This is a genomic window from Actinomadura sp. NPDC049382 (genome assembly GCF_040677125.1).
GTDB lineage: Bacteria > Actinomycetota > Actinomycetes > Streptosporangiales > Streptosporangiaceae > Spirillospora > Spirillospora geliboluensis.
Genome location: NZ_JBFARO010000072.1, coordinates 1 through 15,698 on the forward strand (window position 1 = coordinate 1; position 15,698 = coordinate 15,698).

Below are 15,698 nucleotides of genomic sequence, written 5' to 3' on the forward strand. Positions count from 1 at the left end.
CGCGGCGGGACGGTCCGCGGCGGAGGCGCCCCGCCCGGATCGGTGCCGCCCGGCCGCGCGGGGGTCGGCAGCGGCAGCACCCGCGCGTCCCCGGCGAAGTGGGCGCCGGTGCTGAGCGGGCCCTCGTCCTCGGGCACGGCCTGCCCGCCGAGCAGGTCCAGCAGCACCCGCTGGGCCTCCGGGCGCAGCGCCGGGTCCTTCGCGAGGCAGGACGCGACGGCGCCGCGCAGCGACTCCGGCAGCGCCGACAGGTCCGGCTCGTAGTGCAGGATCCGGTGGAACACCGCGGAGATCGTGTCGTTGCCGAACGGGTGCCGCCCCGTCGCCGCGAACAGCATCGTCGCCGCCCAGGCGAACATGTCGACGCCCGTGCCGAGCTCGGCGTCGGTCACCTGCTCGGGCGCCATGTAGGACGGCGTCCCGACGACGCCGCTGCCCTTCGCCGCCGGGGCGCCGGCGACCCGCGCGATGCCGAAGTCGATGACGCGCGGGCCGTCCGGCCCCATCAGCACGTTGGACGGCTTGAAGTCGCGGTGCAGGATCCCCGCCCGGTGGATCGCCGCCAGCGCGGTCACGGTGCCGATCGCGAGCCGGTCGAGGTCGGTGCCGGTGCGCGGCCCGCGCTCGTGGACGAGCCCGCTGAGCGACGGCCCCGGCACGTACTCGCTCACCACGTACGGCAGGTCGCCGGAGATGTCGGCCTCGACGACCTGCGCCGTGCAGAACCCGGCGACCCGCCCGATCATCCGCATCTCGCGCTCGAACCGCGCCCGCCACTCGGGGCTGCGGCTGAACTGGTCGCGCAGCAGCTTCACCGCGGCCTGCGTCCCGTCCTCGCGGCGGCCGAGGTAGACGACGCTCTGCCCGCCCTCCCCGAGCCGTCCGGTCAGCTCGTACCGCCCGAGCCGCGCGGGGTCGCCGGGCGCCAAAGGGCCAACGGACGTCATGGGGAGCTCCTCCGTCGCGTACGGGCCGCCACCGGGACCCGTACCCTCGCGAGCCCCCGATGGCCCCTCACCATCCACTCACGTTAGACCTCTGTGATCAACCGTGTGTCCGGAGTGAGCGGCGGCGAGGCCCGCCGGGCGGGCTAGGTCTTCTCCAGGAAGTCGGCGCGGTCCTCGTCCAGGAGGGAGGACAGGACGGTGGCGAGGCCGGGGTGGTCGGCCAGATCGGGGTCGGCGCCGACGAGCGCCGTCGCCTCCTCGCGGGCGTCGCGGATCACGTCCTCGTCCCGCTGCAGGGTCAGCAGCCGCAGGCTGGACGCGCGGCCCGCCTGCGCGGCGCCCAGCACGTCGCCCTCGCGGCGCTGCTCCAGGTCGAGCCGCGACAGCTCGAACCCGTCGGTGGTGGACGCGACGGCGTCGAGCCGCTCGCGGGCCTTGCTGCCCGGCTCCGCCTCGGTGACCAGCAGGCACAGGCCGTGCAGCGACCCGCGCCCGACCCGGCCGCGCAGCTGGTGGAGCTGGGAGACGCCGAACCGGTCGGCGTCCATGATGACCATGACGGTGGCGTTGGGGACGTCCACCCCGACCTCGATGACGGTGGTGGCGAGCAGGACGTCGAGCTCCCGCTCGGTGAAGCGGCGCATCACCGCGTCCTTCTCGTCGGGGTGCAGCTTGCCGTGCAGGACGCCGATGCGCAGCCCGGCGAGCAGCTCCTCCAGCTTCGGCAGCACCTCCATGATGCCGAGCGGCGACCTGCGCTCCCCCTCCTCGGCGGCGACGGCGTCGCCCTCGTCGCCCTCCTGCTCGCCGATGCGCGGGCAGACGATGTAGACCTGCCGGCCCTTCTCCGCCTCCTCCTTGATGCGCTCCCAGATGCGCGCGAAGAACGCGGGCTTCTCCGGCGGCACCACATGGGTCTGGATCTCCGACCGCCCGGCCGGGAGCTGCCCGAGGACCGAGGTCTCCAGGTCGCCGAACACGGTCATCGCGACCGTCCGCGGGATCGGCGTCGCCGTCATCACCAGGACGTGCGGGCGCCCGCCGTCGACCTTCTCGCGCAGCGCGTCCCGCTGCTCGACGCCGAAGCGGTGCTGCTCGTCGACGACGACGAGGCCGAGGTCGGCGAACTGGACGCTCTCCTGCAGCAGCGCGTGGGTGCCGACGACGATCCCGGCGGCGCCGGACGCCGCGTCCAGCAGCGCCTCCTTGCGCGCCTTCGCGCCCAGCGACCCGGTCAGCAGCGCCACGCGGGTGGCGTGCTCGGCCCCGCCGAGCTGCCCCGCCTGCGCGAGGTCGCCGAGCATCCCGGTGATCGAGCGGTAGTGCTGCTGCGCGAGGACCTCCGTCGGCGCGAGCAGCGCGGCCTGCCCGCCGCCGTCCACGACCTGCAGCATCGCCCGCAGCGCGACAATCGTCTTGCCGGCTCCGACGTCGCCCTGGAGGAGGCGGTGCATCGGGTGCTCCTTGGCCAGGTCGGCGGCGATCTCGTCGCCGACCTTGCGCTGGCCCTTGGTGAGCTCGAACGGCAGGCGCGCGTCGAACTCCGCCTGGACGCCGCCGAACGCCGGCGGGCGCGGCTTGGCGGGCAGCGCGGCGGCGGCGAGCCGGCGCTGGGCGAGCGCGACCTGGACGACGAACGCCTCGTCCCATTTCAGGCGCTTCTTGGCGCGGCCCAGCTCCTCCCAGCTCTTGGGGCGGTGGATGCCCTCGTACGCCTCCCGCAGCCCGATCAGGCCGCGCCGCTGGAGCAGGGCGTCCGGCATCGGGTCGGCGGGCAGGTCCAAGTGCGTCAGGACGGTCTCGACGGACGTGCCGATCGTCTCGATGGGCAGCGCCTTCGTGGACGGGTAGATCGGGATGATCTCGTCCGCCCACTCCTGCGCGGCCTGCTCGGCGCTCCGCTCGTGGACGACCTTGTACTGCGGGTGGGCGAGCTGCCGGACGACGTTCCCGCTGCGCGGCCGGTAGGTGCTGATCTTCCCGGCGAACAGCCCGCGGGTGCCGGGCGACAGGTCCTTCTCGGCCCGGTAGGAGCCCTTGCGGCCGAAGAAGCTGAGCTTGAGCTGCCCGGTCCCGTCGGTGACGGTGATCTCTAGGACGTAGCCGGGGCTGCGGGTCAGGGTGCGGCCCTGCACCTTGACGACCTCCGCCATGACCGTGACGTGCTCGCCGTCCTCTAGCCCGCTGAGCTGGGTCAGCTCGCCCCGGTGGGCGTAGCGGCGCGGGTAGTGGTGCAGCAGGTCGCCGACCGTGTGCAGGTCGAGGCCCTTCTCCAGCGCCTTGGCCGTCTTGTCGCCGAGGACCTTGCGCAACGGCTCGTCGAGATTCGCCACGCACTCTTTTCTAGCCCATGGGCACGACGGGAATCATTCGACGCCGATGAGGAGGGGGTGGCGTTCCTGCCCGCCCGCGTAGACGCCGACCTCCACATCGGGATGCTCCCGGCGCAAGTGCTCCTCTAGCGCGTCGGCCAGGCCGTCCGGAGCCTGCGCGCCGACGATCAGCGTGACGAGTTCGCCGCCGCCGGACAGCATTCGGTCGAGGACGCCCCGCGCCACGGCGGCGACGTCCGCGCCGATCGTCGCGACGTCGCCCTCGATCAGGCCGAGGACGTCGCCCGGCCGGCACAGCCCGACGCTGGTCACCGCCTCCTCCTCGGCGACCTCCAGCCGGCCCGAGCGGGTCGCGCCGGCGGCGCGGGTCATCTCGATCACGTCCTCGCCGAAGCGGCGCAGCGGATCGTGCACCGCCAGCGCCGCCAGCCCCTGGACGGACGCCTTGGTCGGCACCACCGCGATCCGCGCGCCGCCGTCCCGCGCCCGCTCCGCCGCGGCCTCGGCGAGCGCGAGGACCTCGGGCTCGTTCGGCAGCACGGCCACCTCGTCGCCCGCCGCCAGGATCGCCTCCGCCAGCACCGCGAGGGGCGGGACCGCGCCCGGCTCGCGGCGGACGACCCGCGCCCCGCCCTCCTCGAACAGCGCGGCGAGCCCGCCCGCGGCGGTCACGGCGATCACCGCGCGGCCGGTGTGCGGGGCGTGCGGCTCCTCCGGGCCCGCGTGCAGGCAGCTGACGCGGATGCGGTGCGGGCGCCCGGCCGCCATGCCCGCCTCGATCGCGGCGCCGGCGTCGTCCACATGGACGTGGACGTTCCACAGCCCGTCGCCGCCGACCACGACGAGCGAGTCCCCGAGGCCGTCGAGCCGTCCGCGCAGGTCGTGGACGGCGCCGTCCGGCGCGTCGAGCAGGTACATCACCTCGTAGCCGGGGCCCTGCGGCTCCGGGCGCTCGGGCGGGGGCGCCGTCGCGGCGGCGCGCGCGGGCACCTCGTACCGCTCGGGGTACTCCTCGGTGACCACGGCGGCCAGGGCGTCGAGGACCACGCAGAGCCCGGCCGCGCCCGCGTCGACCACGCCGCTGCGGGCCAGCACGTCCAGCTGGCCGGTGGTGCGGCGCAGCGCCCGCCGGGCCCCGTCCGCGACGCACCGGCACGCCGCCGGGAGCCCGGCCCCGCCGGCCGCCCCCGCCTCGGCGGCCTCGGCGAGGACGCTGAGGATCGTCCCCTCCACCGGATGCTCGACGGCGCCCCGGGCCAGCTCGGAGGCGTGCCCGAGCGCCCCGGCGAACGCCGCGCCGTCCGGCGGCGCCGCCAGCGGGCCGAGGACGTCGGCGAGGCCCCGGAACACCTGGCTGAGGATCACACCGGAGTTGCCCCGCGCACCGAGCAGCGCGCCGCGCGCGAGCGCCCGCCACGTCTCGGCGGAGCCCGCGGCGGCTGGCAGCGCGTCCAGCGCCTCCGCCGCCGCGATCACGGTCAGGTGCAGGTTGGTGCCGGTGTCGCCGTCCGGCACGGGGAACACGTTGAGCGCGTCGATCTCGCCCCTGGTGCGGCCGAGCGCGTCCGCCGCCAGCCGGCACCACCGGCGCACCGCCGGACCGTCGAGGACCTCGCCCAAAGACCGCTCCCCTCCCCATCCGCGATTCGCCTACCGACTGGCTGTCGGCTAATCTGATCCGTGCGCCTCGTCCGAGGCGCTCGTCAGTGAGCACCCATGATGCCCGGCCCGCCCCGCCGGCGGCACCGGGGCGGCGCTCCGGTCAGAGCATCGATACCACTTGGAGTTTCCCGTGGCTTCCGTCTGCGACGTCTGCGGCAAGGGACCCGGTTTCGGCATGCGCGTCTCCCACTCGCACCGCCGCACCCCGCGCCGCTGGAACCCCAACATCCAGCGCGTGCGCGCCGTCGTGAACGGCAGCACCAAGCGCATCAACGCCTGCACGTCCTGCATCAAGGCCGGCAAGATCGTCAAGCCGACGGTCTGACCCGCCCCGGCGGCGCCACAACCGCACAGGACTCCGAGTCGGCCCATCGAACCCGATGGGCCGACTTTCGCATGCCCGGACACAAAAGCCACCCCGGCCGAGCCCGCGCGCGGCCGGGGTGTGGTGGTCAGGGGCGGTGGCGCCAGGCGTGGTCTACCGGGCCGATGCCGCTGCCCAGGGGGAAGCCCGCGGCGATGGCGCCCGTCACGTACTGCTTGGCCTTCGCGACCGCCGTGGGGACGTCATCGCCCAGGGCCAGGTTGGACGCGATCGCGGACGCGAGCGTGCAGCCGGTGCCGTGGGTGTGGCGGTTGTCGTGCCTCGGCGCGGTGAAGCGGTGCTCGTGCTCGCCGTCGAACAGCAGGTCGGCGGGCTCGCCGGGGAGATGGCCGCCCTTGATCAGCACCCAGCGCGGGCCGAGGGCCTTGACCGCCTCGGCGGCCTCGCGCAGACCGGACTCGTCCACCACCTTGACGCCGGTGAGCTGCTCGACCTCGTACAGGTTCGGCGTGACGACGGTCGCGACCGGGAGCAGGGCGGTGCGGACGGCGTCGACCGCGTCGGGCGCGAGCAGCGAGTCGCCGTGCTTGGAGACGCCGACCGGGTCGACGACGGCGGGCGCGTCGGTGGCGGCGATGGCCTCGGCGGCGATCTCGACCAGTGCCGTGGAGGCCAGCATGCCGGTCTTGATCGCGTGCACGCCGATGTCGGACAGGACGGAGTCGAGCTGCGCGCGCACCGCCTCGGGCGGGAGCTCCCAGTAGCCCTGGACGCCGAGGGAGTTCTGCGCGGTGACGGCGGCGATGACGCTCATCCCGTGGACGCCGTGGGCGAGCATGGTCTTCAGGTCCGCCTGGATGCCGGCGCCGCCGCCGGAGTCCGAGCCCGCGATGGTGAGCGCGAGGGGCGGGGTCTTCGACGCGGACGAAGTATGCGACATGCCGTCCACCTTATGGTGGTTTCGGCGTTTGCTCAGATCAGGGCGCAGGGGAGCTTGTTCAGCACGCAGGTGGTCGGCTTGGAGGCGGTGCCCTGCGCGGTGAACACGAGGCGGACGGTGTCGCCGGGAGCGATCGCGCTGCGGCCCCGGACGAAGGCGAGGGACCCGGTCCGCACGACGGTGGCGCCGCTGATCGCGGTGACCGACGCGTCGGGGATCTTGAAGGCGAGGGCCCACTTCGGGACGGGCGCCTGACCCTTGTTGGCGATGGTCGCGGTGGCCTTGAAGCCGCCGGGCCGCTTCGAGGCGACCTTGAAGGAGATGACCAGGCCGTCGGCGCGGGCGTTGCCGCGTCCGGCGCGCTCCCCCGGCCCGCGCTGGGAGACCTGGCTGTCGCGGGGGTTGCTCTGCGTGTCGCGGGGGGCGCCGCCGCCGCCCGCGAAGTTGAGCGATATCTGCTGCGTGCTCAGCGCGTAGGAGACCGATCCGACCGCGACGACGAGCGCGACGATCGGCAGCAGCGGGAGCGGGAGTTTCGCGATGAACTTCGTGAGGCCGCGCCCGCCGTCGGGTTCGGGGGCGGCGCCCGCCTGGGGCCGGTCGAGCGGCCCGTCGAGGGGGTCTTCGGGAGCGTAGGCGGGGTCGGGAGCGCCGGGATGGTCGCCGGGGTAGTCCCCGGGCAGCGGGTCGAAGCGGTACCCCTCCGGGGCGGGCGGAGGCCCCGACCTGGGCCGTTCGTACGACGACACGAAGACCCGGTCGTCGGTGGGCCCGGAGAACGCCTGGTAGGACGGGTCGACCGGAGCCGCGTAGTACGGCTCCCGGGATGCCGAGGCGCCCGGTACGGGTTCATCGTCCGGTCGCTCGTGCCTCGTGTGTCGTCCCATCCCATCCCTCTTCGATCACAGGATGTATACCAAACCAGCCCCAAACCTGCCTACCGGATGCGTCAACGCACACGGCTGTACGCGGTGCGTGCACCCGCCGTTCAGACGGCGAAATGGTCCCACGCGCCGGGCGGCGGTTCGCGGCCGTCCACGCGCACTCCCGAACCCGCCGCCACGGTCCCGATCCGCGACCAGGACGCCGGGACGGCGCCCGGGAACGTCGCGGCGAACGCGTGGTCCTCGCCGCCGGTGAGCGCGTGCCTCAGCCCGTCGGGGCCGAGGATCTCCGGGACGGGCACGGCCGCGGAGTCGATCTCGATGCGCACGCCGCCGGCGTCGGCGATGTGGCCGAGGTCCTGGACGAGCCCGTCCGACACGTCCAGCAGGGCGGTGGCGCCGTGGGCGCGGGCCTCGTCCCCGGCCTCGTAGGGCGGTTCGGGGCGCCGGTGCGCGGCGATCAGCTCGGCGGGCCCGTCGCGCCCTTCGGTGAGCAGTGCGAGGCCGGCGGAGGCGTAGCCGAGCCTGCCGCGGACGGCGACGGCGTCGCCGGGGCGGGCGCCGGACCGGGTGAGCGGCGCCGCGCCGCCGAGATCGCCGAGCGCGGTGATCGCGAGGGTGATCCGCGGCGCGGACACGACGTCGCCGCCCGCGACCGAGGCCCCGGCGGCGCGGCACTCGTCGGCGAGCCCGTCGTACAGCGCCTCCGCCCAGTCCGCGGGGGTCTCGGGCGGGGCCGCGAAGCCGACCAGGAGGGCGGTCGGCCGGGCGCCCATCGCGACGACGTCGGCGAGGTTCTGCGCGGCGGCCTTGCGCCCGATGTCGTACGGACCGGACCAGTCGAGGCGGAAGTGCCGCCCCTGCACGAGCAGGTCGGTGGTGGCGACGACGCGCCCGTCCGGCGCGGCGACCACGGCCGCGTCGTCGCCGGGGCCGAGCCGGACCGCCGGGCCCTGCGGCAGCCGCCGCGTCAGCCGGTCGATCAATCCGAACTCGCCCAGCTCGCCGATCGTGCCCATCCGCGTCCGTTCCCCCGTGTTCCGCCTGCTCGCGCCGCCCCGCCGGGGCACCCGGCACCCCGGAACCCCGCGACGGCGCGTAACACGATACGGTGAACCGTCCGACGGCAGATTCTCCGCTTGGGGAGGACGTGATGGTGCAGGCCTACATCCTCATCCAGACCGAAGTCGGTAAGGCCGCCGAGGTGGCGAGCCACATCTCCGGCGTGACGGGCGTCACCCTGGCGGAGGACGTCACGGGGCCCTATGACGTGATCGTCCGCGCGGAGGCGCGCAACGTCGACGAGCTGGGCAGGCTCGTGGTGGCGCAGATCCAGGCGATCGAGGGCATCACCCGCACGCTCACCTGCCCGATCGTGCACATCTAGATGGTCTTTCCGGGGGGAGCGGGGCGGCGGCGCCTCGCGGCGGTGCTGCTCGCCGGGCCGATGGTGCTGGCCGCGGCCTGCGGCGACGGCGCCGTGCAGGTGCCCGTGCCGAGCCCCGACGCGGCCGTCGCGCGGCTGTGCGAGGGCCTGCGGCTGCCCGCGAAGGTGCGCGGGCAGGAGCGCCGCGACACCTCCCCCGACTCGCCGCTCACCGCCGCGTGGGGGTCGCCCGCGATCGCGCTGCGCTGCGGCGTGCCCCGGCCCGCGGCGCTGCAGCCCGCGTCCGAGCTGGTGACGATCAACGGGGTCGACTGGTTCGGGGTGCCCGCCGACCGACCGGTCACCTTCACCGCGGTCGGCCGGCAGGCGTACGTCGAGGTGACGGTGCCGCCGAAGTACAACCCGGCCGGGGACGTGCTGATCGAGCTCGGGCCGTCGATCAAGGCGACGATCCCGCCGAAGCCGGAGGGCCAGATCTGACCCGCCGGCCGCGGTCACCCGGCCGGGCCCGCGGTCACCAGATCGGGACGGGGCTCTCGCCGCGCCGGTAGTAGCCGGGGATCGGCTCGCCGGCCGCGGCCCGGTCGAGACGCCGCTTCATCCCGTCCGACAGCACCCCCGCCTTCATCATCTCCACGAACACCGAGGTGACGTTGCCGAGGTCGAACCAGTCGCGCTGCCACGACCACCGCCGGTTCCCGGCGTAGCGGAACCAGGACCCGCCGATGCCGAGCACCTCGTAGGGCGTCCCGTCGGGGCGGGCGGCGTCGGCGACCTGCTTCCAGAACCCGACGACCTCGCCCTTCACCTCGTCGACGAGGATGCTCTGGTACGGGTACGTCCAGCCGTCGAGGCCGCCCATCTCCGAGCCGAGCGCGAGGTCGCGGATCTCGTCCCGGCCGACGGCCATGAAGTCCTGGTCGGGGCCGATGTTCCAGCCGTAGGTGGCGTCCTCGGTGTAGAGGTCGGCCAGCGGACGCCAGTCGCCGGCCTCCTCGCAGCGGCGGTTCTCGGCCAGCCAGTGCTCGACCATCGCGTCGAGCTCTTCACGGGGGAACGAGGGCATCACGTCTCCAGCAGTCTGAGGGCCTGGGTGGGGCAGTAGCGGACGGCGGCGGCGACCTCGGGGCGCAGGTCGTCGGGCGGTTCGGCGTCGAGGACCCGCACCTTGCCCTTGTGCGGGACCTCGAAGACGTCGGGGGCCTCCAGTTCGCACATGGCGTGGCCCTGGCACAGGTCCAGGTCGGCCTCGACCCTCACCGCCGCCTCCTGCGGTAGCGGACGGCGCACGGCTGGGCGAGCTGGACGACCATCTTGGAGTGGTCGTTGCGGTAGGTCTCCGGCGGCTGCGCCGCCTCGAACTCCCAGTCCCGCAGCAGCACCGAGAAGATGGCCTTGAGCTGCATCATCGCGAAGTTCGCGCCGACGCAGCGGTGCCGGCCGGCGCCGAACGGCACCCACGTCCAGCGGTTGAGGAGGTCCTCCTCGCGGGGCGCGATGTAGCGGTCGGGGACGAACGCGTCCGGGTCGGGGAAGTCGCTCTCGATGCGGTTGGAGACGGCGAGGCTGCAGCCGACCATCGTCCCGGCGGGGATGCGGTGGCCGAGCACCTCCTGGTCGGACTGCGCGACTCGCAGCAGCAGGATCAGCGGCGGGTGCAGCCGCAGCGCCTCCTTGATCGCCGACTCCAGCCGGGGGATGGCGCGCAGCGCCTGGAAGGAGACCTCGCGGCCGTCGGCGTACAGCTCGTCCAGTTCCTCGACGACGCCGCTCAGCACCTCGGGGTGGCGGAGCAGCTCGATGAGCGTCCAGGCGGCGGTGCCGGACGTGGTGTGGTGCCCGGCGAACATCATCGAGATGAACATGCCGGTGACCTGGTCGGCGTCGAACTTCAGCGTCCCGTCCGGGTCCTTGATGGACATCAGGACGTCGAGGAGGTCGCGGTCCTCCTTCGGCGGGCGCGGGTCCCGGCCGTCCATGATCCCCTGGACGAGCTCGACGAGCGCGGCCCGCGCGGCGTCCCGCTTACGGAAGCTCTCGATGTCGGCGTGCGGGTCGACGTAGGCGATGGCGTCGGTGCCGCGTTCGAGGTCGTGGTACAGGTCGGCGAACCGGCGGTCGAGCTGCTCGCGGAACTTGCGCCCGATCAGGCACGCCGACGAGGTGTAGATCGTCAGCTCGGCGAAGAAGTCGAGCAGGTCGATCTCGCCCTCGTCGCCCCAGCCGGCGATCATCCGGTCGACCTCGGCGGAGATCGTCGCGGCGTGGCCCTTCATGAACGAGCCCTTGAGCGCCTGGTTGTGCAGGGCCTCGCGGCGCTGCTCGGGGGTGGCGTCGAACACCACGCCCTCGCCGAAGATCGGCGTCATGAACGGGTACGCCTCGGCCTGGTCGAGCTCCTCGTCGGGGGCGCGGAAGAAGAACTCGTTGGCCTCGGCGCCCGACAGCAGCACGACCCGCCGCCCGGCGAGCACGAACTCGCCGACGTCGCCGCACTCCTCCCGGACCCGGCGCATCAGCCCGATCGGGTCCGAGCGCAGCTCCTCCAGGTGGTCGGGCCCGCCCGACACGGTGCGCGGCTCCACCAACGCTGTCATGACTCCTCCAGGGGGGCTTCGGGCTGAACTTCGACGAGCCGGAGATGGGCGCCGCGCGGGGTCGCGACGATCGCGGCGACGGCGGCGGCGACGTCGGAGGGGCGCAGGAAGTACGGGTGGCGGGCGTGGCCCCACTTCACCCAGTCCTCCAGGACGGCGCCGGTGGTGTCGGCGTCCCACGTCATGCCCATGCCGGTCGCGGTGGGGCCGGGCCGGACGATGGACGCGCGGACGCCCGTCCCCTCCAGTTCCATCTGCATCGTGCGGGCCATGCCCTCGACGCCGTTCTTGGCGGCGACGTAGGCGCCCGTCCAGGAGCGCGGGGCGGGGACGGTGTCGGACGAGATGAACACGATGTCGCCGCGCCGCCGTCCCACCATCCCCGGAACGAAGTGCGACACGAGCCGGTGCGCGCCGACGAGGTGGACCTCGATCTGCGCGGCGAACGCGTCGGAGCCGATCTCGTGGAGCCGCCCGGCGGCCAGGTCGCCGGCACCGGACACGACGACCTCGATCGGGCCGAGGGCGTCGCCGGCGGCGGCCGCGAACGCCTTGACGGAGTCGGCGTCGGCGACGTCCAGCGGGTGCGCGAACGCCTCTCCCCCGCCGGCCCGGATCGTCGCGGCCAGTTCCTCGCACTTGTCGAGGCGCCGCGCGCCGAGCGCGACCGGGTGCCCGGCCATCGCCAGCGCGGTCGCCGTCGCCGCGCCGATCCCGGACGACGCGCCGGCCACGACGGCGGGCCGCCGCTCGGGATGGGGGTCGAACCTGGGCATCACCGCACCTCCACGCGGACGGGCAGGGACGCGAAGCCGCGCACGTTCACCGAGTGGACCCGCTCGGCGTTCGCGTGGTCGACCTCGTAGGACCGGACGCGCCGGACGAACTCCGTCAGCGCGATCCGCGCCTCCAGCCGGGCCAGGTTGGCGCCGAGGCAGAAGTGCCGGCCGCCGCCGAAGCTGACGAGCTGGGAGGTGTCGCGGTCGAGGTCGTAGGCGTCGGCGTCGGCGAACACGCGCGGGTCGCGGTTGGCGGATCCGACGAGCAGCAGCATCCGGTCGCCCGCGGGGACCCGCCGGCCGTGCAGTTCGACGTCCTTCACGACCTTCCGGGCCAGCATCTGGCTGGAGGTGTCGTAACGGAGCGTCTCCTCCACCCAGTCGTCGACCCGTGCCGGGTCGCCGAGGGGCTTCGCCGCCTGGTCGGGGTTGCGCGCCCCCCAGTACAGGGCGTTGGCGAGGAGCTTGGTCGTGGTCTCGTTGCCGGCGACGACCATCAGGAACAGGAACGCGATGACCTCGGTGTCGTCCAGCCGGTCGCCGTCGAGCTCGGCCTCCAGCAGCGCCGAGGTCAGGTCGGCGGCGGGCGTGCGGCGCCGTTCGGCGACCATGTCCTGGTAGTAGCCGACGAGGGTGAGCGCGGCGTCCATCCCGGCGGGCGGGACGTCGTTGAGGCCCTCCTCGCGGTGCACGACCGTGTCGGCGAGGCGGCGGACCTCGACCCGGTCGGCCTCGGGGACGCCCATCATCTCGGAGATGACGTCCATGGGCAGCAGCCCGGCGAAGTCGGAGACGAAGTCGAACTCGCCCTTCTCCAGGGCGGGCTCCAGATGGCGGAGGGTCAGCGCGCGGATGCCGTCCTGCATCTCCTTGACCCGCCGCGGCGTGAAGCCCTTGGACACCAGGGCGCGCATCCGCGTGTGGCGTGGCGGGTCGAGCGCCAGGAACGACATCGTCCGGTGCGCGTGGGGGCCCCAGGCGCTCGGCTCCACCGAGACGCCGTGGGAGTTGGAGAACGTGCCGTGGTCGCGGAACGCCGCCGCGACGTCCGCGTGCCGGGACAGCGCCCAGAAGCCGATCTCGTCGTTGCGGTAGAGGGGCGCCTCCTCGCGGAGGCGCGCGTAGAGGGGGTAGGGGTCCTCGTGGACGGCGTAGTCGAACGGGCTGTAGGAGACCTGCGCAGCAGGGTCCACGGCCGTCACCTCACTCGGGGGGTTCGGGCAGGATGAGCTCTGCCATCTCGGCGAGCCGGTCGGCCATGCGGGCGTAGGACGTGTAGCCCATGCCCGCGTGCACGAGCGCGCCGGTGTAGGCCAGCTCCAGCGCGCCGAGGATCTTGGGGTCGTCGTGGTCGCGGAGCGCGGCCCGCAGCCGCTCGCGGATCGCGACGCCGATCCGCACCCGCAGTTCCCGGACGTCGGGGTCGGTGCCGAGCAGCGCGGTGGTGCACGCCGCCGCCAGCTCCGGCTCGTCCGACACCAGCAGGGCGATCTCGCGCAGCACCTCCACCACGCGTTCGAGCAGCGTGCCGTCGGCCTCCACCGGCGGCAGCGCGCTGAGCCGCCGCCAGAACACCTCGGTGATGAGATGGTTCTTGGAGGCGAAGTAGGTGTAGGCGGTCGCGGGGGCGACCCCGGCGCGCCTGGCCACGTTGCGGACGGTCAGTCCCTCGTAGCCGGTCTCGCCGACCTCCTCCACGGCGGCGTCGGTCAGCCGCCGCACCGTGTCGGCCTGCCGCTCGGTGAGGCGGCGGCGGGTGGGCTCGGTCGTCAGCTCCTGGTTTCCGGACACGTGTCCAGACATTAGTTCAGCGATGCGGGATGCGCAACGGCGGCACGCGGCCGGGCCGGCGGGAGGACGGCAGGTGGTGTCGAGGTGGGGCGGGTGGGATTCGAACCCACTCAGCGCAAAGCACCTGGGTTACAGCCAGGCCCGACTCTCCGAGCGTCGGCGCCGCCCCTTGACGTTGTCGTACCTCCGGAGGGATTCGAACCCCCAGCACACGGCACCTCATGCCGCTGTCTCTACCGTTGGACTACGGAGGCGTGCGGCTCCCGGGAGTCGAACCCGGAACGTCCACTTCCTGAGAGTGGTCCCTCTGCCGGTTGGGGTAGAGCCGCGTGGTCGCGAGGTGGCGTCACTCGCGGCGGCTCGGCCGGGGGATCCTTAGAAGGCGGGATACCGGCCGGGGCGGGCGTGCGACGCCGAGGGCAGTCGAAGTCGATACTGCTCCAGAGCCATGGCCGGTCCTCCTCTCAGCCGTCGTGTGCGGGCCGACGACGTCCACGGTGCCATCGGCGGCGGGACGGCCGCAACGGGTTTTCCGGCGGTCAGGTCTCGTCGGGCAGGGACCAGCCGAAGGCGACCAGCGCCCAGAACGCGACCATGATCCAGCCGAGCGCGATCCCGGTCACCGCGAGGCCGAGCCCGCGCTCGCCGGAGCGCCGCACCCGCACCCACGCCAGGTGCCCGGCGATGATCGCGGGGATGGACGGCAGCCCGCACGTGATCAGCCCGACCGCGCCCATGGACACCGCGTAGATCGCGAGGCTGTTCATCGGCGGCTTGCCCGGCGGCGCCGCGTACGGGTGCGGAGGCGGCGTCTGGTGTCCGTGATGACCGGTGTGCTGCTGCCCGTACACGGCCGAGCGGGCGGCGATCGCGTCGGCGTAACGCGTCCAGGACTCCGCCTCGGCCGTGCGCCCCTGGCCGTTCAGGAGCACCGCGAGGCTGCGCATCGCGGAGGGGTCGCCGGCCTGCGCCGCGTGCCGGTACTGCTGCTCGACCAGCGCCTCCGCCTCCCCCGCGGCGAGCGGCGGCGCCGGCGGCGGGACGATCGAGGACGTGTGCGCACCGGCCGCCCGGGGGTGCTGCGGCGGCTGGGCGGGCCGAGACGGCGGCTGGGTGGGTTGTGACGGCGCCCGGGTGAGCTGCCGGACGGGCGCGCGGGCGTCCTGCCGGACGCCGCTGGAGATCAGGCCGTCCAGCAGCGCCTGCGCGGACGGCCGCCGCGCCGGGTCCTTGGCGAGCGCCGCCCGGACCGCGCCGAGCAGCATGCCGTCCAGGCCGCTCAGGTCGGGCTCGCCGCTGACGATCTGGTGGATGACCGCCGGGATCGAGGTGCCGCCGAAGCACGTCCCGCCGCGCGCCGCGAACGCCACGGTCGCGCCCCACGCCCACACGTCCGACGCGGGGCCCGCGCCGCGGCCGTCCAACTGCTCGGGCGACATGAACGCGGGCGTGCCCACGATGCCGCCGGTCGCGGTGAGGCGGGTGCCGTCCACGGACCGGGCGATGCCGAAGTCGATGACGCGCGGACCGAACGTGGACAGCAGCACGTTGGCGGGCTTCAGGTCGCGGTGCACGACGCCCGCGTCGTGGATGGCGGTGAGCGCGGTCGCGATGCCGACCGCGACGGCCTCCAGGTCGGCGCCGCGCAGCGGGCCGTCCTTCGCCACGGCGGCGTCGAGGCTCGGCCCGTTGACGAACTCGGTGACCAGGTAGGGCGGGTCCGCGGCGGGGTCGGCGTCCAGGACGGGCGCCGTGCAGAAGGGGCGGACGCGCTGCGCCGCCGCGACCTCCGCCTGGAACCGCGCGCGGTACTGCCGGTCGGCGGCGAACTCCCGCCGGATCACCTTGAGGGCGACCTTGCGCCCGGACGCGTCCAGGCCCGCGTACACCGTGCCCATGCCGCCCTCCCCGAGGCGGTCCACGACCCGGTAGGGGCCGATGCGCTCCGGCAGGTCGGCGTGCGGCACGGACGTTCTCCTCGGGACGGCGGTCAACCCTCCAAGCCTGGCATATCCGGACACCTCGCGCGGCCCGTCCGGCCGTCCCGGCCCGG

16 protein-coding genes and 3 tRNA genes are annotated in these 15,698 nt (G+C 74.1%); 3 read left to right on the forward strand and 16 right to left on the reverse strand.

The features are described from left to right. From AB0K34_RS30905 to AB0K34_RS30915, 3 genes are all read right to left on the reverse strand, one after another. The coding region (locus AB0K34_RS30905; protein ID WP_364552530.1) for a serine/threonine-protein kinase at positions 1-947 on the reverse strand (947 nt) is incomplete at its 3' end. A gap of 143 nt (positions 948-1,090) precedes the next feature. Then, the gene (recG, locus tag AB0K34_RS30910; RefSeq protein ID WP_364552533.1) at positions 1,091-3,280 is read right to left on the reverse strand and encodes an ATP-dependent DNA helicase RecG; all 2,190 of its coding nucleotides are present in this window, start codon (positions 3,278-3,280) and stop codon (positions 1,091-1,093) included. A 33-nt stretch (positions 3,281-3,313) separates the two neighbouring features. Beyond that, on the reverse strand, positions 3,314-4,900 hold the full coding sequence (locus AB0K34_RS30915; RefSeq protein WP_364552536.1) for a DAK2 domain-containing protein: 1,587 nt from the start codon (positions 4,898-4,900) through the stop codon (positions 3,314-3,316). A gap of 172 nt (positions 4,901-5,072) precedes the next feature. Here AB0K34_RS30915 and rpmB point away from each other — a divergent pair, with 172 nt between their 5' ends. Then, a complete protein-coding gene (rpmB, locus tag AB0K34_RS30920) occupies positions 5,073-5,267 on the forward strand; it encodes a 50S ribosomal protein L28 (RefSeq protein WP_067632165.1) in 195 nt (64 codons plus the stop codon). A gap of 127 nt (positions 5,268-5,394) precedes the next feature. Here rpmB and thiD read toward each other — a convergent pair whose 3' ends face one another. The 3 genes from thiD to AB0K34_RS30935 form a co-directional block, all read right to left on the reverse strand. Beyond that, a complete protein-coding gene (gene thiD / locus AB0K34_RS30925; RefSeq protein WP_138639286.1) occupies positions 5,395-6,207 on the reverse strand; it encodes a bifunctional hydroxymethylpyrimidine kinase/phosphomethylpyrimidine kinase in 813 nt (270 codons plus the stop codon). Between the two features lie 32 nt (positions 6,208-6,239). Next, positions 6,240-7,094 (reverse strand): cellulose binding domain-containing protein, encoded by an 855-nt coding sequence (locus AB0K34_RS30930; RefSeq protein WP_364552540.1) that lies wholly within the window; start codon positions 7,092-7,094, stop codon positions 6,240-6,242. 101 nt (positions 7,095-7,195) lie between these two features. Next, positions 7,196-8,110 (reverse strand): thiamine-phosphate kinase, encoded by a 915-nt coding sequence (locus AB0K34_RS30935; protein WP_138639288.1) that lies wholly within the window; start codon positions 8,108-8,110, stop codon positions 7,196-7,198. 134 nt (positions 8,111-8,244) lie between these two features. On the opposite strand from AB0K34_RS30935, the gene AB0K34_RS30940 reads away from it, so the two are divergent. Together AB0K34_RS30940 and AB0K34_RS30945 are read left to right on the forward strand one after the other, a co-directional pair. Further along, complete coding sequence (locus tag AB0K34_RS30940) at positions 8,245-8,478, forward strand: Lrp/AsnC ligand binding domain-containing protein (protein ID WP_138639289.1); 234 nt, start codon at positions 8,245-8,247, stop codon at positions 8,476-8,478. Beyond that, positions 8,479-8,958: a DUF3515 domain-containing protein gene (locus AB0K34_RS30945; protein WP_364552544.1), complete on the forward strand. Its 480-nt coding sequence runs from the start codon at positions 8,479-8,481 to the stop codon at positions 8,956-8,958. 34 nt (positions 8,959-8,992) lie between these two features. On the opposite strand, the gene AB0K34_RS30950 is transcribed toward AB0K34_RS30945, so the two are convergent. The 10 genes from AB0K34_RS30950 to AB0K34_RS30995 form a co-directional block, all read right to left on the reverse strand. Further along, positions 8,993-9,544: a nuclear transport factor 2 family protein gene (locus AB0K34_RS30950; RefSeq protein WP_138639290.1), complete on the reverse strand. Its 552-nt coding sequence runs from the start codon at positions 9,542-9,544 to the stop codon at positions 8,993-8,995. Next, positions 9,544-9,738, reverse strand: coding sequence for a ferredoxin (locus AB0K34_RS30955; RefSeq protein WP_138639291.1), 195 nt, complete (start codon positions 9,736-9,738; stop codon positions 9,544-9,546). The genes AB0K34_RS30950 and AB0K34_RS30955 overlap by 1 nt, the downstream gene beginning before the upstream one ends. Beyond that, complete coding sequence (locus tag AB0K34_RS30960; protein ID WP_364552547.1) at positions 9,735-11,075, reverse strand: cytochrome P450; 1,341 nt, start codon at positions 11,073-11,075, stop codon at positions 9,735-9,737. The genes AB0K34_RS30955 and AB0K34_RS30960 overlap by 4 nt, the downstream gene beginning before the upstream one ends. Beyond that, on the reverse strand, positions 11,072-11,851 hold the full coding sequence (locus AB0K34_RS30965; RefSeq protein WP_138639293.1) for an SDR family oxidoreductase: 780 nt from the start codon (positions 11,849-11,851) through the stop codon (positions 11,072-11,074). Before AB0K34_RS30965 ends, AB0K34_RS30960 begins: the two co-directional genes overlap by 4 nt. Then, positions 11,851-13,047 carry a cytochrome P450 gene (locus AB0K34_RS30970; protein WP_364552550.1) on the reverse strand — a complete coding sequence of 399 codons (1,197 nt, stop codon included), beginning with the start codon at positions 13,045-13,047 and terminating at the stop codon, positions 11,851-11,853. The genes AB0K34_RS30965 and AB0K34_RS30970 overlap by 1 nt, the downstream gene beginning before the upstream one ends. A 10-nt stretch (positions 13,048-13,057) precedes the next feature. Continuing rightward, a complete protein-coding gene (locus tag AB0K34_RS30975) occupies positions 13,058-13,645 on the reverse strand; it encodes a TetR/AcrR family transcriptional regulator (protein ID WP_240808260.1) in 588 nt (195 codons plus the stop codon). 85 nt (positions 13,646-13,730) lie between these two features. Next, positions 13,731-13,814: transfer RNA gene (locus AB0K34_RS30980), tRNA-Tyr, on the reverse strand. Between the two features lie 12 nt (positions 13,815-13,826). After that, positions 13,827-13,899 (reverse strand) — tRNA-Leu (locus tag AB0K34_RS30985). Between the two features lies 1 nt (position 13,900). Next, positions 13,901-13,974: transfer RNA gene (locus AB0K34_RS30990), tRNA-Leu, on the reverse strand. A gap of 210 nt (positions 13,975-14,184) precedes the next feature. After that, entirely contained in the window at positions 14,185-15,612 is a 1,428-nt protein-coding gene (locus tag AB0K34_RS30995; RefSeq protein WP_364552552.1) for a protein kinase, read from the reverse strand. Positions 15,613-15,698 lie beyond the last annotated feature (86 nt).